The sequence below is a fragment of the Brevundimonas sp. TWP2-1 genome, from assembly GCF_049897645.1.
In the GTDB taxonomy this organism is placed as follows: Bacteria; Pseudomonadota; Alphaproteobacteria; order Caulobacterales; family Caulobacteraceae; genus Brevundimonas.
Genome location: NZ_JAFCWR010000001.1, coordinates 412,268 through 437,092 on the forward strand (window position 1 = coordinate 412,268; position 24,825 = coordinate 437,092).

Genomic DNA, 24,825 nt, shown 5'->3' on the forward strand with positions numbered 1-24,825 from the left:
CGCAACGCCATGCAGCGCTGACCAATCCCGCAATCGCGAATTTCAGGTAGATCTATGCACATTCACCGCACTTTCGCGGCGGGTGTCGGCCTTGCCGCGCTCGCCACCTCCGCCTTCGCCCAGTCGGCGCCGTCCGCCGACGAGATCGCCGCTCTGCGCGCTCAGGTGCAGGCCCTGTCCGCCCGCCTCGAACAGCTTGAGGCCCAGTCGCGGACGGCGGTTCCGGTCCAGGCCGCCCCCGCCGTCGCAGGATCCCCGGCCGCCATCGCGCCCCGCCCGGTTCAAACCGCCGCCGCGACAGCCTCGCCCACTCCCGCGCCTGTCGATTGGGCCACGGGCCTGCCCGAACTGCGCAGCCCGGACGGCAGCTTCACCTTCAAGCCCCGCATCCGCGTCACGGCCGACCTGTCCAACACATTTGGCTCGGACTTCGATGGTCGCAATCTGACCACGACCGAGCTGCGCGGCCTGCGCCTGGGCGGCCAGGGCAAGATCGCCGGCGGCTTCACCTACTGGATCGAAGCCGACCTCGCAGACAACGCCGTCAGCGTCGCCAACGCCTTCGTCGCCTATAACACCAAGATCGGCGGCCGCGACCTGGAGGTCTCGGCCGGCCAGCGCCTGAACGACCGCGGCGTCGAGGGCGGCACGGCGGAAGACGTGGTTCCCTTCCTGGAACGCAGCCTGATGGTCTCGACCATCGGCCCGGAACGCGGCGCTTACGGCGTCGGCGTGACCTCCAAACTGACCGGCAGCGTCTGGCACGCCTCGCTCTCGGTGACCGGCGACGCCATCAGCACCGGCACAGCCAATGACAGCGTCACCCTGATGGGCCGTACCCACTGGTCGCCGTTCAAGACCGACGCTGGCTTCCTGCATCTCGGCGGCTGGGGCTTCGTCGAGGATCTGACGCCGAACGCATCGATCGCCTCGCGCAGCCTGGTCGTCTCGTCGCGCGGCAACGACAATCTGCGCCTGTCGGGCGGAACGATCGCCGATCCCAAGGGCAGCAAGGGCCTGGGGCTGGAACTGGGCGGCGTGCATCGCTCGGGCTGGCTGATGGCCGAAGGCGGCAAGCGCGTGGTCGAGACCGCCGCGCGCGACTTCGATCAGGACGCCTACAGCCTCTCCGCCGGCTTCTTCATCACCGGCGAGAAACCGCCGCTTTCGCCCCGCACCGGAACCTGGGGCCGACCCAAGGTGCTGAACCCGCTGGGAACCGACGGCTACGGCGCGGTCGAGATCGTCGGCCGCTACGACACCGCCGACTACAGCGACAACCCGACCGGCGGCGAAGCCGACACCTGGTTGCTGGGCGTCAACTGGTACCCGACGAACAACACCCGCGTCTCCGCCCACTGGAGCGCCTGGTCGGTCGATAACCGCACCGGGACCTTCATCGGCGACGACAACGGCAACACCGCCACCGTCCGCGTCCAGACCGCCTTCTGACGACCTTATAGATCAGTAGGCGGATCAACCGTCGCCGCATCGTCTCGACCTCGTCGTCAAGGCGATGCGGGGATGTCGTCGCCCCGACATGGGCTCGGCGTAGGCAGCCCCCAGATTAGTCGAATCTGGGGGATCAGATGTTCAAGACCACTTTGAAGACGCGCCTGTTGGCAGCCGCGACCCTGACGGGCGCCATGACGGCCGGATCGGCCGCCTGGGCGCAGGAGCAGGCGCCGGTCAACAGCGTGGACGATGTCATCGTCACCGCGCAGCTGCGCGAGCAGAAGACCATCGACGTGCCGTTCGCGCTGACGGCCTATTCCGGCCAGTTCCTGGAAGACCTGGGCATTCAGGAGTTCGAACAGCTGTCGGCCTTCGTGCCGGGCTTCCTGGTTCAGAACCAGTCGCCGAACAATCCGGGTTTCGTGATGCGCGGCATCACGTCGGATTCCGGCGCCGCGACCTCGGAGGCCCGCGTGTCGGTGTTCCAGGACGGGGTGTCGATCTCCAAGTCGCGCGGCTCCTACGTCGAGCTGTTCGATCTTGAACGCGTCGAAATCGCCAAGGGGCCGCAATCGACCCTGTATGGGCGCGGCGCCCTGATCGGCGCGGTCAATCTGGTGCAGAACCGAGCGCGTCCCGGCGCGACCGAAGCCTATGCCAATATCGAGGCCGGGAACGAAGGCTATCGCATGGTCGAGGGCGCGCTGAACCTGCCGGTCGGCGACACCGGCGGCGTTCGCCTGGCCTCGCGCCTGAAGACGCGTGACGGCTCGGTCGAGAACCTGCGGGGCGGCGAAGACTTCAACGCCATCGAGACCCGCGCTTTCCGCCTGTCCGGCGCCTGGACGCCGTCGGACGCGATGCGCTTTGACGTGATCGGCAACTATCAGAAGGACAACGCCTCGGGCACATCGTTCAAGTCCATCGCCTATGCGCCGGCCGATCCGAACACCGGCGCCGTGCTGGGCGGCAAAGAACCGTGGGAGGGCGCGGCCCTGACGCGGGGCGCCGCGTTCGACGGCGGCAAGGCGCTGGGTCTGGACCGCGAGGTCTGGGGCGTGACGGGTCTGGCGCGCATCGACCTGAACGCTGCCTGGAGCCTGAACGCGACCACGGCCTATCGCGAGTTCACCAACTACGAGACGTTCGACGCGGACGGCGTGTCCCTGCCGCTGCTGACCGCAGCCGAGGATACGCATGGCGAACAGTGGAGCCAGGATCTGCGTCTGGGCTTCGACAACGGCGGTCGCCTGACGGGCTTCGTCGGCGCCGGCTGGTTTCATGAGGAAGGCTATCAGCGCACCCCGACCCAGTTCGACGAGCGCCTGATCCTGGCCCAGCTGTCGGGCCTGCTGGACGGTTCGCCCACGACGGTCGGCGACCGGACGCTGCCGCTGGCGGCCTATCCGGCCATCGCCCAGGCTGCGCTGGGCGGCCTTCTGACGCCGCTGGGCGCCGGCGCCTTCGCCACGCCCATCGCCGCCAATCTGAAGTCGGCCCATATCGAGACGCCGATCAACAGCTCGGAACTGACGTCCTACGACGTCTTCGCCGACGCCACATACGCCTTCACCGACCGGTTCGAGATGTCGGCGGGCGTGCGCTACACTCGCGACGACAAGACGACGGGTTTCGCGAACTCGGTCCAGAGCCGTTCGACCCTGGGCGCCCTGCTGGCGTTGCAAGCCGGCGCCATTCCGGCGGCGCAGGTTCCGACCTTCCTCGGCGCCCTGGCCAATCCGGCCTATCTGGCCATTCCCGCCAGCGCCTTCCCGCTGTTCGGCCTGATCGCCCAGCCGACCGCCAACAACGGCGACTTCGCCTACTTCGACTCCGAGGATGACGGCGTGACCTGGCGCCTGACGGCGCGCTACGCCCTGAGCGCCGACACGAACGTCTATGCCAACTATGCGCGTGGTCGCCGCCCGGAAGTGATCAGCGCCTCGGCCCCGTCGGCGCCGCTGGGCTCGCCCCGGTTCGCAGCCGTCGATGCCGAGACGGTCGACAGCTATGAGGTCGGGGCCAAGTCGTCGCTGCTGGACGGCCGCCTGCGCGTCGACGGCGCGGTGTTCCTGTACGACTATCAGAACTTCCAGACGACGGTTCAGGAAGGCACGACCTTCATCGTCACCAACGCCGGCGAGGCCAAGTCGTATGGGTTCGAGACCCAGGCCAACTTCGCCGTCACGTCGAACTTCGACCTGTTCGCCACCTATGCCTACAACCACTCGCGGTTCGAGAACGGCATCTATGACGGCAACCAGTTCCGCCTGTCGCCGGACAACGCCGCCTCGATCGGCGCGACCTGGCGCCTGCCGGTCAGCGGCGGCGAGATCGCGGTTCAGCCGACCTACACCTGGCAGTCCAAGGTCTTCTTCAGCGACGACAACGACCTGCCGGCGCTGCAGAGCCGCAACATCGTGCCCGACCGGGTTCAGGACGAGTATCAGGACGCCTACGGCCTGCTGAACCTGCGCGTCCGCTACACCCCGGACTCGGGCGACTGGGGCGTCGAGGCCTTCGGCGAGAACGTGCTGGACGAGGAATACATCAAGGACGCCGGCAATACGGGCGACGGTCTGGGCATGCCGACCTTCATCGCCGGACGGCCTGCGTCCTACGGCCTCGTGTTCAAGCTGAAGCTCTGAGGATCTGACGATGAAAATGGATCGCCGCAGTCTTCTGGGTCTCCTCGGCGCGGGGGCGGCGTCGCCGGCCGTTGCGCAGGCGACCAACACCGGATCGGTCGCCTTCCGGCATGGGGTGGCCAGCGGCGATCCCGATACGCGCTCGGCCGTCTTCTGGACCCGCGTCACCCCGGCCGGTTCGTCGGTCGGGGAGGTCGCCGTGGTGCTGGAAGTCGCACATGACGCCGGATTCGGCGACATCGTGCGCCGCTCGACCGGTCTGCGCGCGCGGGCCGAGCGGGACTTCACCGTCAAGCACGACCTGGACGGCCAGGGTCTGGAGCCGGGGGCTGAGTATTTCTACCGCTTCGTCGCCAATGGCGTGACCTCGCCGGTCGGGCGGGTGCGGACCTTGCCTGAGGGTGCGACGGCTGATCTGGCTCTGGCCGTGGTGTCCTGCCAGCTTTATCCAGGCGGGCTGTTCAACGCCTATGACGCCCTGTCGAAGCTGGATCGGCTGGACGCCGTCGTCCACCTGGGCGACTACATCTACGAATACGGGGCCGAGCCGTCCGACTATGGGATGAGTTCAGGCGCGGCCCTGGGGCGGGTTCCGCAGCCGGCGCACGAGATCGTCAGCCTGGCCGACTATCGGACGCGCCACGCCCAGTACAAGAGCGACCCCGACCTGCAGGCCGCCCACGCTCGCGCGCCCTTCATCTGCGTATGGGACGATCACGAGGTCGCCAACGACGCCTGGATGATGGGCGCCGAAAACCACCAGCCGGAGACCGAGGGCGACTTCGCGACCCGCAAGGCCGCCGCCCTTCGCGCCTATTACGAATGGATGCCGATCCGCGAGCCCAAGGCCGGCGCGCTGAACGAGGCGATCAACCGCAGCTTCGACTTCGGCGACCTGGCCACCCTGACGATGGTCGAGACCAGGCTGCTGGCTCGGGGCGAGCAGATGACCTTCGCCGACATCCCCAAGACGGCCGAAGGCGCGCCAGATGTCGCGGCGTTCGAGACGCTGCGCCAGGCGCCGGACCGCGACCTGCTGGGCGAGCGTCAGCGTCAGTGGATCGGCGAGACGTTAGCCCGATCCAGGGCGGCGGGCCGTCCGTGGCAGATTCTCGGCAATCAGGTGGTGATGGCCAAGGTCAAGGGGCCGGACATCTCGCGCATGATGCCGCCGGAGCAGATCCAGCAGATGCTCGCGAGCCTGGCGGAGGATGTCCGACCGCAAATCGAGGCGGCGATCCAGCTGTTCAAGCTGGGCCTGCCGTTCAATCTGGACAGTTGGGACGGTTATCCGGCCGGGCGCGAGCGTCTTTACGAGACCTTTGCGGCGGCGGACGTGGCGCCCATCGTCCTGGCGGGCGACAGCCATGCCTTCTGGATCAACGAACTGCACGACAATGCGGGCGCGCGCCGGGCGGTGGAGTTCGGCACGTCCTCGATCTCCAGCCCTTCGCCGGGCGACCATGTCGGCGGCCTTCCGCTGGGCGTGGCGCTGTCGGCGGCCAATCCCGAGGTCAAGTTCTGCGACCAGACGTCAAAGGGCTATGTCCTGCTGACCATCACCCGCGATCAGGTCGTCGGCGAGCTGTGGGCGGTGTCGACCATCATGGCCAAACCCTATGAGCTGAAGAAGGTGAAGACCTTCGCTGTCTCGCCGCAAGGCGATCTGACGGAAGTCTGACCCCGCCATAGACCCAAACGAAACACGGCCCGCAGGCGACTGCGGGCCGTGTCTTTTTGTGCGTTGTGAACCGGCGGATCAGACCGCCTTGGCGCGGTCCTTGTCGGAGGAGCTGCGGGCCAGTTCGCGGTTCAACCACAGGGCCACGAGGGTGCAGATGGCGCCCGACAGCAGATAGGCGCCGGCGGCGATCAGGCCGAACTGGCTGGAGATCCACAGGGCCGCCAGCGGGGCGAAGCCTGCGCCGAACAGCCAGGCCAAGTCCGAGGTCAGGGCCGAGGAGGTGTAGCGATGGGTCAGGCTGAAGCTGGACGCCACCGGACCCGAGGCCTGGCCGAACGACAAGCCCAGCAGGATGAAGCCGGAGATCATGAACGTCAGCTCGCCCGCCGCGCCGCCGTTCAGCAGCTGCGGCGCAAAGCCCGAGAAGGCCGCGATGCCGGCGGCGGTGATCGCCAGCAGGGTGCGGCGGCCATAGCGGTCGGCCAGAACGCCCGACGCCAGGATGGCGATCAGGCCGAACACGGCGCCGACCATCTCGATCATCAGGAAGCGCACAGGCGTCTCGTTGGTGAACAGGAAGACCCACGACAGGGGGAAGACGGTGACCATGTGGAACATGGCGAAGCTGGCCAGGGGGGCGAAGGCGCCGATGGCGATCTTGGGGCCTTCGGCGCGCAGGGCCTGCGACACTGGGGTGGGCTGAAGCTCGCGGGTTTCGAACAGCTTCTGGAAGGCCGGGGTCACCACGATGCGGAGGCGGGCGAACAGGGCGACCACGTTGATGGCGAAGGCCACGAAGAACGGATAGCGCCAGCCCCAGTCCAGGAAGTCGGGGGCCGACAGGGTGTTCAGGAAGAAGGCGAACAGAGCCGAGGCGACCAGCAGGCCGATGGGCGCGCCCAGTTGCGGGATCATGGCGTACCAGCCGCGCTTGCCCTCCGGCGCATTCAACGCCAGCAGCGAGGCCAGACCGTCCCAGGTGCCGCCCAGGGCGACGCCTTGGCCGATGCGGGTGAGGGCCAGCAGCACCGGCGCCCACATGCCGATGCTTTCATAGCTGGGGATGAAGGCGACCGACACGGTCGAGGTGCCCAGCAGCAGCAGGGCGGTCGTCAGCTTGGCGCCACGCCCGAACTTGCGGTCGATGGCGATGAACAGGACCGTGCCCAACGGGCGGAACAGGAAGGCGAGGGCGAAGATCGCAAACGACAGCAGCGTGCCGCCCACTGCACCCGCGTAGGGGAAGATAAGCTGGGGGAAAACCACCACCGAGGCGATGGCGTAAACAAAGAAGTCGAAAAACTCGGAAGTTCGGCCGATAATGACGCCGATGGCGATTTCGCCCGCATCCACCTTGCCATGGTGCGAGTTTATCTTGGCGGCGTCGCGTTCCAGCGACTCTGACGAGGGGGTCGTCGAGGCGGACATGGGCTTGGTCGCTCCGTGTGAGACAGGATTATCAGGCGTACGGCCGATTGCCGCATTATGACCGGGCGCCCTTTGCGATGAAAGCGGCCTCAAGAGGATAGGACAGATTGTCCAATGTCGTTCCAGAACGAAGCTGACTATCCCGCAGCCTACGAACGCCAACCGTCGCGGCGCCTCCCCTTCGCCCGACGCTTTTCGATTGGATCCGCCTTGCGCAGTCTGCGCCTACTCCTGCTCGCGCCCCTCGTGGCCCTGCTGTCGGCCTGCAATCTGGTCGTGCTGAACCCTGCCGGCGACGTCGCCGCCCAGCAGGGCGACCTGCTGATGATCTCCACGCTGCTGATGTTGATCATCATCGTGCCGGTGATGGCGCTGATCGTCTTCTTCGCCTGGAAATACAGGGCGTCGAACAAGGAGGCCGAGGCCGAGTATCAGCCCGACTGGGATCACTCCACGTCGCTGGAGCTGGTCATCTGGGCCGCGCCGCTGATGATCATCATCTGCCTGGGCGCCCTGACCTGGGCCGGCACCCACCTGCTGGACCCCTATCGGCCGATCGACCGGATCAAGCCGGGTCAGGCCGTCGACGAGAGCGTCGAGCCGCTGCAGGTCAATGTCGTCGCGCTCGACTGGAAGTGGATGTTCATCTACCCGCAGTACGGCATCGCCACGGTCAATGAACTTGCGGCGCCGATCGATCGTCCGATCCGCTTCCACATCACCTCGTCCTCGGTGATGAACAGCTTCTACATTCCCGCTCTGGCTGGTCAGATCTACGCCATGCCGGGCATGGAGACGAAGCTGCACGCCGTGATCAACCGTCCGGGCGAATACGAAGGCTTCTCGGCCAACTATTCCGGCGACGGCTTCTCCAACATGCGCTTCGCCTTCCACGGCCTGGACCAGGCCGGTTTCGACCAGTGGGTGTCGGGCGTCCGCCAGGGCGGCCAGACGCTGGATCGCGATCAGTATCTGGAGCTGGAAAAGCCCAGCGAGAAGGTGCCGGTCCTGCACTTCGGCGCTGTCGACGGCGCGCTGTGGGACGCCATCCTCAACATGTGTGTCGAGCCGGGCAAGATGTGCATGGGCGAGATGATGGCCATCGACCGCCAGGGCGGCCTGAGCATGGCCTCGGTGCGCAACACCATGCCGCTGGTTTACGACAAATATGCCGGGCGCGGTAAGTCGCCGGCCTATTTCGGGTCGAACGAAAGCTACGTCATGACCATCTGCACCCCGTTGCAGGCCGAGGCCGCCGCCGCCGACCGCATGCGTCGCGCGGAACTGGACACCGTCGTCGGCCCGACCAGCCTGGAGCGTCTGACGGGGCAGGGGCTGTCGCCCAAGCAGACCCCCATGGCCTCGTTGACGAACCTGGCCCGCAATCCCTTCGCTGCGGGGCCGGTTCCGACCGACGTCCGTTCCGCCCCCAACGCCTGAGCGAACACAGTCGATGAACGCTGACCAACTCATTCCGCTAATCTTCGGGCGCCTCACGTGGGAGGCCCTGCCTCTGCACGAGCCGATCCTGGTCGTGACCATGTCCGTGGTCATACTGGGCGGCCTCACCCTGTTCGGCGCCCTGACCTATTTCAAACTGTGGGGCTATCTCTGGAAGGAGTGGTTCACCACCGTGGACCACAAGAAGATCGGGATCATGTACATGATCCTGGGTCTGATCATGTTCGTGCGCGGCTTCGCCGACGCCATCATGATGCGTATCCAGCAGGCCATGGCCTTCGGCGGATCCGAGGGCTACCTGAACGCCCACCACTACGACCAGATCTTCACCGCCCACGGCGTGATCATGATCTTCTTCGTGGCCATGCCGCTGGTGACGGGCATCATGAACTATGTCGTGCCCCTTCAGATCGGCGCACGCGACGTGTCCTTCCCCTTCCTGAACAACTTCAGCTTCTGGATGACCACGGCTGGTGCCCTTATCGTCATGGCCTCGCTGTTCGTGGGCGAGTTCGCGCGCACCGGCTGGCTGGCCTATCCGCCGCTGTCGGGCATCGGTTACAGTCCCGGCGTCGGGGTCGACTATTACATATGGGCGCTGCAGATCGCGGGGGTGGGGACGACCCTGTCCGGCATCAACCTGATCGCGACCATCGTGAAGATGCGCGCGCCCGGCATGGGTATGATGAAGATGCCGGTCTTCACCTGGACCTCGCTGTGCACCAACGTGCTGATCGTGGCGTCCTTCCCGGTCCTGACCGCCGTCCTGGCCCTGCTGACGCTGGACCGTTACGTCGGCACCAACTTCTTCACGAACGACTTCGGCGGCAACCCGATGATGTACGTGAACCTGATCTGGATCTGGGGTCACCCCGAGGTCTACATCCTGATCCTGCCGCTGTTCGGCGTCTTCTCGGAGATCGCCTCGACCTTCTCGGGCAAGAAGCTGTTCGGCTATACGTCGATGGTCTACGCCACGGTCGTCATCACGATCCTGTCCTACCTGGTCTGGCTGCACCACTTCTTCACCATGGGCTCGGGCGCGTCGGTGAACAGCTTCTTCGGCATCACCACGATGATCATCTCGATCCCGACCGGGGCCAAGATCTTCAACTGGCTGTTCACGATGTACCGGGGGCGAATCCGCTTCGAACTGCCGATGATGTGGCTGATCGCCTTCATGCTGACCTTCGTGATCGGCGGGATGACGGGCGTGCTGCTGGCGGTGCCGCCGGCCGACTTCGTGCTGCACAACTCGCTGTTCCTGGTGGCGCACTTCCATAACGTCATCATCGGCGGCGTGCTGTTCGGTCTGTTCGCGGCCATCAACTTCTGGTGGCCCAAGGCCTTTGGCTTCAAGCTGGACAAGAAGTGGGGCCTGATCAGCTTCTGGTGCTGGGTGCCCGGCTTCTGGCTGGCCTTCCTGCCGCTGTATGTGCTCGGCCTGATGGGCGTGACGCGCCGGATGCGGGTGTTCGACGATCCGTCGCTGCAGATCTGGTTCGTGATCGCCGCCATCGGCGCGGGCGTGATCGCCCTGGGCATCGCGGCCATGTTCATCCAGTTCGCCGTGTCGATCATCAACCGCGACAAGCTGCGCGACACCACGGGCGATCCGTGGGGCGGCCGCACGCTGGAGTGGGCGACGTCCTCGCCGCCGCCGGCCTACAACTTCGCCGCCACGCCGGTCATCCATGACGCCGACGCCTGGTGGGACATGAAGAAGAAGAACTATCAGCGCCCGCTGACCGGCTACAAGGCGATCCATATGCCCTCGAACACGGGAACGGGCGTCATCATCTCGGGCCTGTGCCTGGTGATGGGCTTGGCGCTGATCTGGTACATCTGGTGGCTGGCGGCGATCAGCTTCATCGGGGTGCTGGCCGTCTCGATCGGGCACACCTTCAACTACAAGCGCGACTACTACATCCCCGAGGATGAGGTTCGCGCGACCGAAGAGGCGCGCACGCGCGCCCTGGCCGGAACGGAGGCCTGATCCATGAGCGCGACCACGATCAAGCTCGACGACCCCACCGTCTTCCACCTGGAAGAGGAGCCGCATCACGAGGAAGGCTCCAGCACCATGCTGGGCTTCTGGCTCTATCTGATGAGCGACTGCCTCATCTTCGCGATGCTGTTCGCCGTGTTCGGTGTCTTGGGCGGCAACTATGCCGCCGGGCCGGGTCCCAAGGAACTGTTCGACCTGGAGCTGGTGGCGATCAACACCGCCATGCTGCTGTTCTCGTCGATCACCTACGGCTTCGCCATGCTGGCGATGGACAGGAACAACCAGCGTCAGACCTTGATCTGGCTGGCGGTCACCGGCCTGTTCGGCCTGGCCTTCCTGGGGATCGAACTCTACGAGTTCGCGCACCTGATCCATGAAGGCGCGACGCCGCAACGCAGCGCCTTCCTGTCGGCCTTCTTCACCCTGGTGGGCACCCACGGCCTGCACGTCACCTTCGGCATCATCTGGCTGGTGACGCTGATGGTTCAGGTCAGCATGAAGGGCCTGATCCCCGCCAACAAACGCCGCCTGATGTGCCTGTCGATGTTCTGGCACTTCCTGGACGTCATCTGGATCGGCGTCTTCACCTTCGTCTATTTGCTGGGCATGCTGCGATGAGCGCCGACAAGAACGACCACTCGCCCGAGTCCCACGACGCGGACCATCTGGGCCACGAGGGGCACAATCACGGCTCGTTCAAGAGCTATATGATCGGGTTCGTCCTGTCGGTGATCCTGACGGCGATCCCGTTCGCCCTGGTGATGACCGGCGTCCTGCCGACCCAGGCGACGGCCCTGATCGTCATGGGCTTCGCCGTGGTGCAGATCGTGGTCCACATGATCTACTTCCTGCACATGAACTCGAAGTCCGAGGGCGGCTGGATCATGCTGGCGCTGATCTTCACCATCATCGTCGTCGTCATCGCCCTGTCGGGTTCGCTGTGGGTCATGTACCACCTGAACACCAACATGATGCCCATGACCCACGACATGACGAACATGGGCAGCTGAGGTCGAGATCACGGACCCGTCTTCAGCCCCGGCCCCCGATAAGGCCAAGCGCTCGCGACCGATCCGCATCGTCGTATCGGTCGTGGGGCTGGTCTTGTTCGTCGGCTTCCTGGCCTTGGGCGGCTGGCAGATTCAGCGACTGGCCTGGAAGACGGACCTGATCGCCCAGGTCGACGCCCGCGTCCATGCGCCGACTGTGCCCGCGCCGGGACCGGGGCAGTGGCAGAGCGTGACGCGACAGGACGACCAGTATCGTCGAGTCGCCGTGCAGGGGGTCTTCGAGCACGACAAGGAAACCTTGGTTCAGGCCGTGACCGACGCAGGCGGCGGCTTTTGGGTCATGACGCCGCTGGTCGATGCGCGCGGCTTTACCGTCCTGATCAACCGGGGCTTCGTGCCTGCCGGACGGCGCGATCCGGCCGCGCGCGCCAATGGACAGGCCATGGGGCCGCAGACCATCGTGGGGCTGCTCAGGATCACGGAACCCAAGGGCGGCTTCCTGCGCGCCAACGACGCCGTGGGGGACCGCTGGCGGTCGCGCGACGTGACGGCGATCGCGGCGCGGCGTGGCCTGACGAACGTCGCGCCCTATTTCATCGATGCGGACGCGACGCCCAATCCGGGCGGCTGGCCGTTGGGCGGGCTGACCGTGATCCGGTTCGCCAACAGCCATCTGGTCTATGCCCTGACCTGGTTCGGCATGGCCTTGCTGACGCTGGTCGGCCTTTGGCTGTTCCTGCGCGACGGCAGGCGCAACCGGCCATGACCACGGCCCTGCAACGGCTGCTGGGGCTGGGGCTCAGAGGTGGCGTCGCCTCGCACGGCGGGGCCAACCGGCGCAACATGCTGCTGCTCATCCAGCTGCGCTGGCTGGCGGTCGCCGGGCAGATGGCGACGATCCTGCTGGTCCAGTATGTGATGCATATCCCGCTGCCGGTGCTGTGGTTGCTGGCGGCGCCGGCGGGGCTGGTGCTGGTCAATCTGATCAGCGCACCGCTGACCGCGCGCCGCGAGGAGGTCGAGGATCAGGCCCTGATGATCGCCCTGCTGGCGGATGTGGCGGCCCTGACCTGGCTCCTCTTCCTGACCGGGGGCGCGGCCAATCCGTTCGTGGCGCTGTATCTGCTGCAGGTCGTGCTGGGCGCCGTGCTGCTGGCCCCCGTCTATGCCTGGGCGCTGATCGCCATCACCAGCCTGTGTTTCGCCGGGCTGGGCCTGCATTCCCAGCCGCTGAACCTGCCGCCGGCGCGTGAGGATTCGCTGCTCAGCCTGTATCTTCAGGGCAGTTTGATCTGTTTCGTCCTGATGGCGGTGCTGCTGGTGCTGTTCGTCACCCGGATCAGCCAGAACCTGCGCGAGCGCGACGCCTCCGTCGCCGCCATGCGCCAGCAGAACGCCGAGCACGACCACATCGTCCGCATGGGCTTGCTGGCGTCAGGCGCCGCGCACGAACTGGGCACGCCGCTGGCGTCACTGTCGGTGATTCTCAGCGACTGGAAGCGGATGCCGGCCCTGACCCAGGACGCAGATTTGGTTCAGGACATGACGGTGATGCGGGCCGAGGTCGAGCGGTGCAAGGCCATCGTCACGGGCATCCTGATGTCGGCGGGCGAGGCGAGGGGACAGGCGCCCGAGCGCACCACTCTGCGGGCCTTCGTCGCCGATGTCGTCGCCAGCTGGAACGGCGACGGCGTGGCCGTGCAGATCCGCGACGAACTGGCCCAGAACCCGTCCATCATCGCCGACCCGGCCCTGCGCCAGGTGCTGGGCGTGCTGTTCGACAATGCTGTAGAGGCGGGGGCCAGGCGCATCGCCGTCACCACGACGCGGACAGACGACACGCTGGGCATCGCCGTGCGAGACGACGGGCCGGGGTTCCCGGCCGTCATCCTTCAGGCCTGGGGCAAGCCCTACAACTCGACCAAGCCCCGTGCGGGCGCCGGCCTCGGGCTGTTTCTGCTAATGAATGTGATCCGGTCGCTGGGCGGTCGGGTCGAGGCTTCCAATCCTCCGGCCGGCGGCGCAGAGGTTCGGCTGACGTTGCCGCTGTCGGCGCTGGCGCCCAAGGACGAGATCGTTCCATGACCGATGAGGCCAGACTGCTGCTGATCGTCGAGGACGACGAATCCTTCTCGACCACCCTGCGACGCTCGTTCGAACGACGCGGCTATGCCGTCGTCAGCGCCGCCAATCCCGACCAGATGACCGAGGTGCTGAAGACGCACCGGCCCGGCTATGCGGTCGTGGATCTGAAGCTGGGCGGTCACTCGGGCCTGACCTGCGTGGAGGCCCTGCACGCCTTCGATCCCGAGATGAACATCGTCGTCCTGACCGGCTTCGCCAGCATCGCTACGGCGGTCGAGGCCATCAAGCTGGGCGCGCGCCACTATCTGGCCAAGCCCGCCAGTTCCGACGACATTGAGACGGCGTTCGGGCGGGCGGACGGCGACGCCGAGACGCCGCTGGGCACGCGCCCGACCTCGATCAAGACCCTGGAATGGGAGCGGATCCACGAGACGCTGGTGGAAACCGAATTCAACATCTCCGAGGCCGCGCGCCGCCTGGGCATGCACCGCCGCACCCTGGCGCGAAAGCTGGAAAAGCGGCGCGTGACCTAGTCGAGATCGGCCGCGATCCGGTCGGCCAGAGCCTGCAAGGTCGCCGTATCGGCCATGGGTGCATGGCCGTGACCCTTCATCTCCCGGTCGGCCCAACGCGGCACGATGTGGAAATGCAGGTGGAATACGGTCTGTCCGCCCGCGTCGCCGTTGAACTGAAGGATGGCCAGACCCTCTGGCTGCAACGCCTTCTCCACCGCCTTGGCCGTGCGTTGCAGGGCGGCGGTCATGCGGGCCAGAATCTCCGGCTCGACCTCCAGCAGATTGCGGGCCTGGGACTGTTTGGCGATGATCAGGACGTGGCCTTCCGACTGGGGGAACACGTCCATGAAGGCCAGGACGTGGTCGTCCTCCCACACCTTCACCGAAGGGATGTCGCCGCGCAGGATCTTGGCGAAGATGTTGTTCGGGTCATAGGCGCCGTGCAGGCTCATGAGCGGTCTCCGTGCAGTCTGGGGGTTGGATAGCAGCGGTGGCCGCGAAGGGGGAGCCTTCGAGGACGCCGTGCATTATGGTCACGCTTGAACACAACGAGGCACGACATGATCCGTTTCATCATCCAGGCGCTGGTCACCATGGCGGGCCTGTGGCTGTCCGCCCGTTTCGTGCCGGGCGTCGACTTCACCAGCACGGGATCGCTGATCGCAGCGGCCATCATCCTGGGGCTGGTCAACGCCTTCGTGCGGCCGATCCTGGTGGTGCTGACCTTCCCGATCACCGTGGTGACCCTGGGCTTGTTCCTGCTGGTGGTGAACGCCGCCATGATCGGGCTGACATCCATCTTTCTGGACGGCTTCCGGGTCGACGGCCTGTGGGCCGGCATCGGCGCCGCCATCGTCACCGGCGTGGTCAGCTGGATCGCCGGCGCCTTCATCGGCGGCGGCGAAGAGGCGCGCCGCTAGGCGTCCACCGCCACGGCGCCTAGGATGACGCTCTGAAGAGCGACGATCTCAATGGGCTTCTTCAGCACCCCGTCGGCGCCGGCCGCCCTGTAGCGCGCGACATCCTCGTCGAAGACATTGGCCGTCAGCATATGGATCGGCGTGCGGGGGCGTCCGGATGCGGCCTGTTCGGCGCGGATGGCGATCAGCGCCTCTACGCCATCCATGACGGGCATCATCACGTCCATCAGCACGAGGTGGAAGGTCTGGTCGCGCACGGCGGCGACCGCCTCCTGTCCGTTCTCGACCAGGGTCAGATCGACGCCGAACGGTTCAAGCAGCAGCGTCAGCAGCTTGCGATTGGCGGGATGGTCTTCGGCGGCGAGGATCCGTGGCGCCTGACTTGAGGCGACCGGCGCAGGTGCCGCCGGCGAAGTAGGCATGGATGCCGGCGTCGCTCGGTCGGCGGTGAAGCGGAACCAGAAAACAGCGCCTTGCGGGCGCGCCGACCGGACGCCCAGGGCGCCGCCCAGCGCCTCGACGCTGGCGCGGCAAAGGGCCAGGCCCAGGCCCGAACCGCCCGCCGCGCGCCCGGCTGGGAGCTGTTCGAAGGGTTGGAAGATGCGCTCGCGTTGGTCCGCCGGCACGCCAGGTCCCTGGTCGTGGACTTCGAAGTCCAGGTCGATGCGCCCGTCAGGGGCGAGCAGGGCGCGGGCCAGGATGTGGATCGTTCCGTTCGGCGTCAGCTTCAGCGCGTTGGACAGATAGTTGATCAGCACCTGTTCCACCCGCGCCTCGTCGGTCATGACGACGAAATGCTCTGGCGCGCCCTGGCGTTCGATCTCCAGCGTCAGGCCCAGTTCCTCGACGCGCGAGCGCCAGACGCGGGCGATGGCGTCCAGCCGTTCGGAGAGATCGACGGGGGCGAGCTGGAGGTCGTCCTGGCCGGATTCGATCTTGGAGATGTCCAGGGCGCCGTTCAAGAGCCTCAGCAGCATGCCGCCTGCGTCCGCCATGTCTGTGACCACGGCGGCTTCCGCTGCAGGGCGTGGACGGCCGCGCAGCACCTCGGTCAGGCCCAGGATGACGTTCAGAGGCGTGCGGACCTCATGGCTGATCATCGCCAGGAAGCGGGACTTGGCCTTGTTCGCCCGTTCGGCGGCGGCGCGGTTGACCTCGGCCTCGGCCAAGGCGGCGCGGATCTCGCGAGAGCGTTCCGTGACGGTGATCATCAAATCGATGGTCTCGCGGTCGCTGCGCCATTGACGCCAGGCGGCTGCGCTGACGCCTATGACGAACAGGGCCACGGCGCCCAGAAGGCGGGGGTCCGAACCGACCTGATACGAGGCGATCACCATGGCGGCGATGGAAGGCGGCAGAACGGCGGCGGCGAAGCTCGCGCGGCTGATATGCACCTGATGGGCGCCGACCATCAGGTTGCCGGCCAGCAGCAGGCGAAGATAATCGAGATGTTCAGGTTCGGCCTGCCAGGCGGCGAGGATGAACACGGCGTTGTGGCCGGCCAGACATAGGGTGATGATTTCAGCCGACAGTCGGAATCTGCGCGCCGCGCCAGACGCGTCGGGTCGGGCGAGGGCGGTTTGAACCGCATGCCAGAGAGGGACATAGAGGCCGAATTGGAAGAGCGCGAAATTTGCCGCCCATCCCCATCCCAGCACCCAGAAGGTCAGGAGAACGATGGCGGCGATGGTGGCCAGCCGCACCGGGAACATGTCCCGGTACCGCTCGGCATAGGCTTTTAGGTAATCTGTACTGTCGGCCACGACGCCATGTCCCCTCTTCAAGCTTGGCCATAAGCCAGGGAGCTTAACGAGGCATCAACCGTGGATGGGATCAGCCGATCTTCACCCGCGTCGCCGCTTCCGGCAGGTCCTCGCCGAAGGCGCGCTGGTAGAACTCGGCGATGGTGGGGCGTTCCAGTTCGTCGCACTTGTTCAGGAAGGTCAGGCGGAAGCTGAGCGCCAGGTCGCCGTTGAAGATCAGGGCGTTCTGGGCCCAGGTGATGACGGTGCGGGGCGACATGACGGTGGAGATGTCGCCGTTCATGAAGGCGTTCCTGGTCATGTCGGCGACGCGGACCATGGCGGCGATTCGGCGACGGCCCTCGGCGTCGGACCATTCGGGCACCTTGGCGGCCACGATCTCGGCCTCGACGTCGTGGTCGAGGTAATTCAGCGTCGTGACTATGTTCCAGCGGTCCAGCTGGGCCTGATTGATCTGTTGCGCGCCGTGATACAGACCCGTGGTGTCGCCCAGGCCGATGGTGTTGGTCGTGGCGAACAGGCGGAAATGCTTGTTGGGACGGATGACGCGGTTCTGGTCCAGCAGGGTCAGGCGACCCTGGGCTTCCAGCACGCGCTGGATCACGAACATCACGTCGGGACGGCCGGCGTCGTATTCGTCGAACACCAGGGCGATGGGGCGTTGCAGCGACCAGGGCAGGATGCCCTCGCGGAACTCGGTGATCTGCTTGCCGTCCTTCAGCACGATGGCGTCCTTGCCGATCAGGTCGATGCGGCTGACGTGGCTGTCCAGGTTCACGCGCACCAGGGGCCAGTTCAGGCGGGCGGCGACCTGTTCGATATGGGTCGACTTGCCGGTGCCGTGATAGCCCTGAACCATGACGCGGCGGTCGAAGGCGAAGCCGGCGCATATGGCGATCGTCGTCTGCGGATCGAATTGATAGGCCTCGTCGATCTCCGGCACATGGCTGTCGCGCTCCGCGAAGCAGGGCACGGTCATGTCGCTGTCCACGCCGAAGGCCTCGCGCAGGGTCACCCGGCGGTGCGGTTCGAGCGTCAGCAGGGGATCGGGGGAGGCGTCGAGCGGGGAGGTCATGGACCTCATCTAGAGGCGCCGCGCGCGCGGCTCAACACGCGCGCGGCCCTTAGCGTCGCTTATTTCGCGCTGAGGCGAACATCCACGTTGCCGCGGGTGGCGTTGGAGTAGGGGCAAACCTGGTGCGCCTTCTCGATCAGGTCGTCGATGACGGTCTGCTCCAGGCCATGATCGGTGACGGTCAGGTCCACGTCGAGGTTGAAGCCCTCGCCCTTGGTGTTCTTGCCGAAGCCGACGCCGGCGGTGACCTTGGTGTCGGGGCCGACAGGCGTTCCGGCCTTGCCGCTGACCAGGCGCAAGGCGCCAAGGTAGCAGGCGGCGTATCCGGTGGCAAAAAGCTGCTCGGGGTTGGTCCCGTCGCCGCCCTTGCCGCCCATTTCCTTGGGCGTGGACAGTTTGACGTCGATCTTGCCGTCGTCGGTGGCCGAGCGGCCGTCTTCGCGGCCTCCGCCGGAGGCGGTGGACTGGGCGCGATACAGAACTTCCATGGCAGGCTCCTTGGGTTGGGATGCTTGAGATGGGGTCTTAACGGGAGACGGGAAGGGGACGTTGCACGCCCGCTCTAGCAATCGACCGGCGACGCGGGCTAAAGCACCCTTTCGGGGCGCGTCGTCGGAGTACGCAGTGAAGATTGCCGAACGCTGGTTCGTGTGGGCGGGCATGGTTCTGCTGGGCGGCATCGCCCTGGCGGGGCTTGTGGTCGCCGTCTATGCGGCGTGGCTGTTCCACGACCTGCCCGATGCGTCGGAACTGGCGGATTATCGCCCGCCGACCGCGACGCGCGTCTATGCCGGCGACGGCACCCTGATCGGCGAGTTCTCGGACGAGCGCCGAATCTATGTCTCCTACGACCAGATTCCGACGCCGGTGATCCATGCCTTCCTGGCGGCCGAGGATCGTAACTTCTTCCAGCACGGCGGCATCGACGTGGGCGGCATCGGCCGCGCCTCGATCAAGAACGTCTTCAACCTGGCGCAAGGCCGACGGCTTGAGGGCGGTTCGACCATCACCCAGCAGGTGGCCAAGAACGTCCTGCTGACCAACGAATCGAGCCTGAACCGTAAGCTGAAGGAAGCCATCCTGGCCAATCGTCTGGAGGCGACCCTGTCCAAGGAGCAGATCCTCGAACTGTATCTGAACGAGATCTTCCTGGGGTATCGGTCGTTCGGGATCGCCTCGGCGGCCTACAACTATTTCGGCAAGTCGCTGGGTCAGCTGACGCCGGACGAGGCGGCCTTCCTGGCGTCCCTGCCCAAGGGGCCGAACAACTATCACCCCAAACGCCACCCCGGCGCGGCCAAGGGCCGGCGCGACTGGGTGTTGGGCGAGATGGAACAGAGCGGCTGGCTGACGCCTGCGGAACTGATCGCCGCCCGCGCCAAGCCGTTGGTCACGCGCGATGCGCCCCAACGTTCGGACTACAAGGACGCGGACTTCTTCGTGGAGGAGGCCCGTCGTCAGGCCGCCGCCAATCCCCAGTTCGGCGAGCAGCTTCGTGCCGGCGGCTTCTACATGCGTACGACGCTGGATCCGACGTTGCAGACGGCGGCGCGTCAGGCCCTGATGCAGGGGCTGGAAAACTATGACCGACGTCACGGCTGGCGCGGCGGCTGGGGCACCACCGACTTCGCCGACGGCTGGCAGGCGGTCGCGCTGAAGGAACAGGCGCCGCCCGAACGCCGCACCTGGCAGCCCGCCGCCATCGAGAGCGTCAGCGGCAACACCGTCCGCATCCGCACGGCCCGCGACGACAAGACCGGCACGCTGCTGGCGGCGGACGCGGCCTGGGCCAACGCCAACCGTCAACTGAAGCGCGGCGAGCTGATCTTCGTGGAGCCCAAGGGCGGCCAGTACGCCCTAAAGCAAGTGCCGCGCGTCAACGGCGCCCTGGTGGCCATCGAGCCGCAGTCGGGGCGCGTGCTGGCCATGGTCGGCGGCTACTCCTATGCCCTGTCCAGCTTCAACCGCGCCACCCAGGCGCGGCGTCAGCCCGGTTCGGCGTTCAAGCCCTTCGTCTATGCGACGGCGCTGGAAGGCGACTTCACCCCGGCCTCCATCGTGCTGGATGCGCCGATCAGCTTCGCCGGCGGGGCCAATGGCCAGCGCTGGACGCCGGAAAACTACAGCCGCCAGTACTACGGGCCGCAGACGCTGCGGCGCGGGCTGGAGCTGTCGCGCAACGTCATGACGGTGCGGCTGGCCCAGTCGGTCGGCATGAAGAAGATCGTGGATCAGTCGGCCAGGATGGGTATTCCCGGCCTGACCCCGAACCTGTCGGTGTCGCTGGGCGCCGGTGAGGTGACGCCGCTGGAGATCACGGCCGCCTATTCCGCCTTCGCCAACGGCGGACGGCGGGTGACGCCCTATCTGATCGACTATGTCCAGGACCGCGACGGCGAGACCATCTTCCGGGCCGACAACCGCAGCTGCCGCGAATGCGGACGTGGCTTCTCCGGCCAGGAATCGCCGCGTCTGCAACAGCGCGGAACTCAGGTCATCGATCCGATCACCGCCTATCAGATGAGTTCGATGCTGGAAGGCGTCGTTCAGCGCGGCACCGCCGCGAGCGCTAGGGGCTTGGGTCCGTGGGTCGCCGGCAAGACGGGCACGACCAACGAGTATCGCTCGGCCTGGTTCGTGGGCTTCACCACCGACATCGTGGTCGGCGTCTTCATCGGCTTCGACGACAACCGGTCGCTGGGTTCCGGCGAAGCGGGGGCCTCGGCCGCCGTGCCGGTCTTTACGGAGTTCATGCAGACGGCGCTGAAGGAACGGCCCGCCCGGCCCTTCGTGCGGCCTAAGAACGCCATCTTCCGCACCGTCAACGGCATCGAGGAAGCCTTCCGCCCCGGCACCGAGCGTCAGGCCCCGCCGCCTGCGCCGACCGGGCCGGTGCAGCCCACCGGACCGCAGAATTACTACGAGGTCATCCGACGTGAGCAGGAGGCCGCGAGCGGCGCCCCGGCTACTGCACCGGCGCCCACCGCACCGCCGCCGCCGAAGAAGGCGCCGGCCGAGGACTTGAGCGGACTGTACTGAAGCTCTAGGTAGGGCTTTCGAACAGCGCGTCCTCGTGGCGCGCCGTTTTCCTTTCATCCGCCCTGTTCGAGGGCGTTGTGTCGCTGGAGAATGCGATGAGACCGGATGTCGAGGCCATGAAGGCCGACATCGAGCAGAGCGTCGCTCTGCTCAGGAGGCGTCTTTGACTGGGATGTCGCTCTAAGAAAGCTCGATGAGCTGAACGCGCGGGTCGAGGACCCGACGCTGTGGGACAAGCCCGAACAGGCCCAGGCCGTCAGCCGCGAACGCTCGCAGCTGGAAGCCAAGATCAACACCGTCAAGGCGATGGAGCAGGACCTCGAAGACGGGGTCATGCTGGCCGAGATGGCGGACGAGGAAGGCGACGAGGGCGCGCTGGAAGACGCACGCGCGTCGCTGCGGGGCATCAAGGAACGCGCCGCCCGCGCCGAGCTGGAAGCCCTGCTGTCTGGCGAGGCCGACGGCAACGACGCCTATCTGGAAGTGAACTCCGGCGCCGGCGGCACCGAATCGAACGACTGGGCCGGCATGCTTCTGCGGATGTATTCCCGCTGGGCCAAGGCGCATGACTATGAGGTCACGATCGAGGCGTATGAAGAAGGCGAACAGGCGGGGGTCAAATCGGCCACCATCCTGATCTCCGGCCCGAACGCCTACGGCTGGCTGAAGTCGGAATCGGGAGTTCACCGCCTGGTGCGCATCAGCCCCTATGACGCGGCGGCCAAGCGGCACACCAGCTTCGCCTCCATCGGGGTGTCGCCGGTCGTCGATGACGCCATCGAGATCGACATCAATCCGTCGGACGTGCGCACCGACACCTACAGGGCCTCGGGCGCGGGTGGTCAGCACATCAACAAGACCGACTCGGCCGTGCGACTGACGCACATCCCGACCAACACCGTGGTGGCCTGTCAGGCCGGCCGGTCGCAGCACCAGAACCGCGAACAGGCGTGGAAGATGCTGCGGGCGCGCCTGTACGAGCTGGAACTGCAGAAGCGCGAGGCTGTGGCCCAGGCCCTGGCCGACGCCAAGACCGACATCGGCTGGGGTCACCAGATCCGGTCCTATGTGCTGCAGCCGTATCAGATGGTGAAGGACCTGCGGACCGAGGTCGAGACCTCGGACACGCAAGGGGTTCTGGACGGCGACCTGGACGCCTTCATGGGCGCAGCCCTGGCGGCCCGGGTCGGCGAGACGCGCGGGTCCAGCACGGATTAAAGAAAAAGGGCGGCCTGTCAGGCCGCCCTTTGTTTGTTGGGCTATCGGCATTCCGTTTGGGCTACCGGCCTTCGGCCTGCTTGAGCCCGTTGTGTTGGAGCGTCAGGCCGGGGTCTTGGCTTCCGGCTTGTCCGTCTTGGCGGGCTTCTCGGGGGCTTCCAGCATGGCGGCGCCGGGCGTGTCGCGCTTGGCCTGGTTACAGCGGCCCTGGAACCAGGCGCCCTGGTCGATGGACAGCTGCTCCTGGGTGATGTCGCCCTCGACGCGGGCGGTGGCGTAGAGCTTGACCTGTTTGGCGACGATGGCGCCGGTGATGCGGCCGCGAACGTCCAGCACGTCGGCGTGGACGGTGCCTTCGACCGCGCCGCCTTCGCCGATGACGACACGGGCCACGCGGACGTCGCCCTTCAGATTGCCTTCGACCTGAAGCTCGCCGGCGCCGGAGATGTTGCCTTCGTATTTCACCCCGGCCGCCAGGGTGGACAGGTTGCTGGACCGGGTCGCCGGGCGGGCCGGTTCGGGCGCGCGGGCGGCGGGCGTCGCCGCCGGCATATTGGGGGTCGGCGACGGCGTCGGTTCAGGGGCGGGGGGAATGCCCAGCCCGGTCGATCCGCTATCGTAGGATTTGCTCTTGGTGAACATGGTGCGCTCCGCATCTGCCAGCCAAGGCCGGCCAAGCCCCTAGTAGCCCTGAAGGCCACTAGGCCGTGGGCGAGGCCCCAAGGTCAAGCACGGCTTCCGAACCGTGGTCGTCGATCACAGAGCCTTGACAGCCTCCAGCACGGCGGCGGCGTGGTCGGCGACCTTCACACTGCGCCAGGCGCGGGCGATCCGGCCCTCGGCGTCGATCAGGAAGGTGGCGCGCTCAATGCCCATATATTCGCGGCCGTAGAGCTTCTTTTCCACCCAGACGCCCCAGGCCTCGCAAGCCGCGCCGTCCTCGTCCGAGGCCAGGACGACGGAGAGGTCGTATTTGGCTTTGAACTTGTCGTGCTTCTTCACCGTGTCCTTGGATACGCCGATCACGGGCACGCCCAGGGCGGCGAAGTCGGGGGTCAGGGCGGTGAAGTCCTGGGCCTCGCGCGTGCAGCCGGTCGTGTCGTCCTTGGGATAGAAATAGACGACGGCCGGCTTTCCCTTGAGGGCGACGAGGGAGACCCGGCCGCCGTTGTCGGTCGGCAGGTCGAGAGCGGGGGCGGGCTGGCCTTCGGTGGCGGACATCAGACGGGCCTCACCAGAACGATCTTCTTCTTGCCGGCCGCCAGCTTGATCACGCCGTCCTTGAGATCGGCCTCGGTCAGCAGATGGGCGCCGTCGGCGACAGGCGCGTCGTTCAGACGCAGGCCGCCGCCCTGGGCCAGGCGACGGGCCTCTCCGTTGGATGCCGTCAGGCCGGCCTTCGTCACGACGGCGGCGATCATGGCGCCGTAAACCTCGGCCGACGGCAGTTCGACGGTCGGCAGGTCGGCGGAGACCTGACCCTTTTCGAAGTTGCTCTCGGCGGCGGCGCGGGCCTTGGCGGCTTCTTCGGCGCCGTGCAGCAGGGTGGTGGCGGCGTCGGCGAGGGCCTTCTTGGCGTCGTTGGTGGCGGCACCCTCCAGCGCCTCGAAACCGGCGATCTCGTCCAGCGACAGGTCGGTGAACAGGCGCATGAAACGGCCGACATCCGCGTCCTCGGCGTTGCGCCAGAACTGCCAGTAATCATAGGGGGACAGCTGTTCGGCGTTCAGCCAGATCGCGCCTTGGGCCGTCTTGCCCATCTTGCCGCCCGAAGCGGTGGTCAGTAGCGGCGTGGTCAGGCCGAAGGCGGCCTTCTGATCCACGCGACGCACAAGATCGACGCCCGAGGTGATGTTGCCCCACTGGTCCGACCCGCCCATCTGAAGCGTGACCTTGTGGCTGCGGTTCAGTTCCAGGAAGTCCACCGACTGCATCAGCATGTAGTTGAACTCAAGGAAGGTCATCGGCTGCTCGCGCTCGAGGCGCAGCTTGACCGAGTCGAAGCTCAGCATGCGGTTGACGGTGAAATGGGTGCCGAAATCGCGCAGGAATTGGATGTAGCCGTAGCCGGACAGCCAGTCGTCGTTGTTGACTATGACCGCGTCGGTCGGGCCGTTGCCGAAGGTCAGGAATTTGGCGAAGACCGTCTGGATCGAGTCGATGTTCGACTGGATGGTTTCCTCGGTCAGCTGGGGGCGCGAGGTGTCCTTGCCGGTCGGGTCGCCGACCTTGGTGGTGCCGCCGCCCATCAGGACGATGGGTTTGCCGCCGGCCTGCTGGAGCCGGCGCAGCATCATGATCTGGATCAGGCTGCCGACGTGCAGCGACGGGGCGGTGGCGTCGAAGCCGATGTAGCCCGCAACCACGCCCTCGGCCGCCGCATGGTCCAGTTCGACCGGGTGGGTGATCTGATGGATGTAGCCGCGCGCCTGAAGCGTGCGCAGGAAGTCGGACTTGAAGGCTTGATCGGTCATGGCGGGGCTCCGTTAGCAGGGATGCCGGCGGTCGTCTTCCAT

Annotated in this window: 21 protein-coding genes; 13 read left to right on the forward strand and 8 right to left on the reverse strand. The window is 66.4% G+C overall.

Annotation, left to right across the window (positions count from 1 at the left end; translation table 11 throughout):
• The first annotated feature begins 54 nt into the window (after positions 1-54).
• From ACP7BH_RS02120 to ACP7BH_RS02130, 3 genes are all read left to right on the forward strand, one after another.
• Positions 55-1,452 (forward strand): OprO/OprP family phosphate-selective porin, encoded by a 1,398-nt coding sequence (locus ACP7BH_RS02120; RefSeq protein WP_425984115.1) that lies wholly within the window; start codon positions 55-57, stop codon positions 1,450-1,452.
• Between the two features lie 137 nt (positions 1,453-1,589).
• Entirely contained in the window at positions 1,590-4,103 is a 2,514-nt protein-coding gene (locus tag ACP7BH_RS02125; protein ID WP_425984113.1) for a TonB-dependent receptor, read from the forward strand.
• A 10-nt stretch (positions 4,104-4,113) separates the two neighbouring features.
• The gene (locus ACP7BH_RS02130) at positions 4,114-5,784 is read left to right on the forward strand and encodes an alkaline phosphatase D family protein (protein WP_425984111.1); all 1,671 of its coding nucleotides are present in this window, start codon (positions 4,114-4,116) and stop codon (positions 5,782-5,784) included.
• Positions 5,785-5,862: 78 nt separating this feature from the next.
• Here the strand turns inward: ACP7BH_RS02130 and ACP7BH_RS02135 are convergent, their stop codons facing one another.
• Positions 5,863-7,215, reverse strand: coding sequence for an MFS transporter (locus ACP7BH_RS02135; protein WP_135195406.1), 1,353 nt, complete (start codon positions 7,213-7,215; stop codon positions 5,863-5,865).
• Positions 7,216-7,425: 210 nt separating this feature from the next.
• On the opposite strand from ACP7BH_RS02135, the gene cyoA reads away from it, so the two are divergent.
• From cyoA to ACP7BH_RS02170, 7 genes are all read left to right on the forward strand, one after another.
• Positions 7,426-8,655 carry a ubiquinol oxidase subunit II gene (gene cyoA, locus ACP7BH_RS02140; protein WP_425984110.1) on the forward strand — a complete coding sequence of 410 codons (1,230 nt, stop codon included), beginning with the start codon at positions 7,426-7,428 and terminating at the stop codon, positions 8,653-8,655.
• 13 nt (positions 8,656-8,668) lie between these two features.
• The gene (gene cyoB, locus ACP7BH_RS02145; RefSeq protein WP_425984108.1) at positions 8,669-10,672 is read left to right on the forward strand and encodes a cytochrome o ubiquinol oxidase subunit I; all 2,004 of its coding nucleotides are present in this window, start codon (positions 8,669-8,671) and stop codon (positions 10,670-10,672) included.
• Positions 10,673-10,675: 3 nt separating this feature from the next.
• Positions 10,676-11,302 carry a cytochrome o ubiquinol oxidase subunit III gene (gene cyoC / locus ACP7BH_RS02150; protein ID WP_425984106.1) on the forward strand — a complete coding sequence of 209 codons (627 nt, stop codon included), beginning with the start codon at positions 10,676-10,678 and terminating at the stop codon, positions 11,300-11,302.
• A complete protein-coding gene (cyoD, locus tag ACP7BH_RS02155; RefSeq protein ID WP_135195410.1) occupies positions 11,299-11,694 on the forward strand; it encodes a cytochrome o ubiquinol oxidase subunit IV in 396 nt (131 codons plus the stop codon). The genes cyoC and cyoD overlap by 4 nt, the downstream gene beginning before the upstream one ends.
• A 94-nt stretch (positions 11,695-11,788) precedes the next feature.
• The gene (locus ACP7BH_RS02160; RefSeq protein ID WP_425984104.1) at positions 11,789-12,460 is read left to right on the forward strand and encodes an SURF1 family protein; all 672 of its coding nucleotides are present in this window, start codon (positions 11,789-11,791) and stop codon (positions 12,458-12,460) included.
• The gene (locus ACP7BH_RS02165; RefSeq protein ID WP_425984102.1) at positions 12,457-13,779 is read left to right on the forward strand and encodes an ATP-binding protein; all 1,323 of its coding nucleotides are present in this window, start codon (positions 12,457-12,459) and stop codon (positions 13,777-13,779) included. Before ACP7BH_RS02160 ends, ACP7BH_RS02165 begins: the two co-directional genes overlap by 4 nt.
• Positions 13,776-14,312: a response regulator transcription factor gene (locus ACP7BH_RS02170; RefSeq protein ID WP_425984100.1), complete on the forward strand. Its 537-nt coding sequence runs from the start codon at positions 13,776-13,778 to the stop codon at positions 14,310-14,312. The genes ACP7BH_RS02165 and ACP7BH_RS02170 overlap by 4 nt, the downstream gene beginning before the upstream one ends.
• Here the strand turns inward: ACP7BH_RS02170 and ACP7BH_RS02175 are convergent.
• The gene (locus ACP7BH_RS02175; protein ID WP_425984098.1) at positions 14,309-14,746 is read right to left on the reverse strand and encodes an HIT family protein; all 438 of its coding nucleotides are present in this window, start codon (positions 14,744-14,746) and stop codon (positions 14,309-14,311) included. The two genes, ACP7BH_RS02170 and ACP7BH_RS02175, sit on opposite strands and share 4 nt — an antisense overlap.
• A gap of 108 nt (positions 14,747-14,854) precedes the next feature.
• On the opposite strand from ACP7BH_RS02175, the gene ACP7BH_RS02180 reads away from it, so the two are divergent.
• The gene (locus tag ACP7BH_RS02180) at positions 14,855-15,214 is read left to right on the forward strand and encodes a phage holin family protein (RefSeq protein ID WP_425984096.1); all 360 of its coding nucleotides are present in this window, start codon (positions 14,855-14,857) and stop codon (positions 15,212-15,214) included.
• On the opposite strand, the gene ACP7BH_RS02185 is transcribed toward ACP7BH_RS02180, so the two are convergent.
• The 3 genes from ACP7BH_RS02185 to ACP7BH_RS02195 all read right to left on the reverse strand — a co-directional run bounded on the left by ACP7BH_RS02185 (position 15,211) and on the right by ACP7BH_RS02195 (position 18,540).
• A complete protein-coding gene (locus ACP7BH_RS02185) occupies positions 15,211-16,977 on the reverse strand; it encodes a response regulator (RefSeq protein WP_425984094.1) in 1,767 nt (588 codons plus the stop codon). The two genes, ACP7BH_RS02180 and ACP7BH_RS02185, sit on opposite strands and share 4 nt — an antisense overlap.
• A 70-nt stretch (positions 16,978-17,047) precedes the next feature.
• Complete coding sequence (gene cobS, locus ACP7BH_RS02190; protein WP_425984092.1) at positions 17,048-18,052, reverse strand: cobaltochelatase subunit CobS; 1,005 nt, start codon at positions 18,050-18,052, stop codon at positions 17,048-17,050.
• Between the two features lie 59 nt (positions 18,053-18,111).
• Positions 18,112-18,540 (reverse strand): organic hydroperoxide resistance protein, encoded by a 429-nt coding sequence (locus ACP7BH_RS02195; RefSeq protein WP_425984091.1) that lies wholly within the window; start codon positions 18,538-18,540, stop codon positions 18,112-18,114.
• A gap of 136 nt (positions 18,541-18,676) precedes the next feature.
• Here ACP7BH_RS02195 and ACP7BH_RS02200 point away from each other — a divergent pair, with 136 nt between their 5' ends.
• Positions 18,677-21,091: a penicillin-binding protein 1A gene (locus tag ACP7BH_RS02200; RefSeq protein WP_425984089.1), complete on the forward strand. Its 2,415-nt coding sequence runs from the start codon at positions 18,677-18,679 to the stop codon at positions 21,089-21,091.
• A gap of 95 nt (positions 21,092-21,186) precedes the next feature.
• Positions 21,187-22,309 (forward strand): peptide chain release factor 2 gene (gene prfB, locus ACP7BH_RS02205; RefSeq protein ID WP_135195420.1). Its coding sequence is split into 2 segments (ribosomal slippage): positions 21,187-21,255 and positions 21,257-22,309, totalling 1,122 coding nucleotides; the frame shifts between segments, so codons are not numbered across the junction.
• Between the two features lie 102 nt (positions 22,310-22,411).
• Here prfB and ACP7BH_RS02210 read toward each other — a convergent pair.
• The 3 genes from ACP7BH_RS02210 to tyrS all read right to left on the reverse strand — a co-directional run bounded on the left by ACP7BH_RS02210 (position 22,412) and on the right by tyrS (position 24,783).
• The gene (locus ACP7BH_RS02210; protein ID WP_425984087.1) at positions 22,412-22,951 is read right to left on the reverse strand and encodes a bactofilin family protein; all 540 of its coding nucleotides are present in this window, start codon (positions 22,949-22,951) and stop codon (positions 22,412-22,414) included.
• A 114-nt stretch (positions 22,952-23,065) separates the two neighbouring features.
• Positions 23,066-23,530, reverse strand: a complete 465-nt coding sequence (locus ACP7BH_RS02215; RefSeq protein WP_425984085.1) for a peroxiredoxin — start codon at positions 23,528-23,530, stop codon at positions 23,066-23,068.
• Positions 23,530-24,783 (reverse strand): tyrosine--tRNA ligase, encoded by a 1,254-nt coding sequence (tyrS, locus tag ACP7BH_RS02220; protein WP_425984083.1) that lies wholly within the window; start codon positions 24,781-24,783, stop codon positions 23,530-23,532. The genes ACP7BH_RS02215 and tyrS overlap by 1 nt, the downstream gene beginning before the upstream one ends.
• Positions 24,784-24,825: the final 42 nt, after the last annotated feature.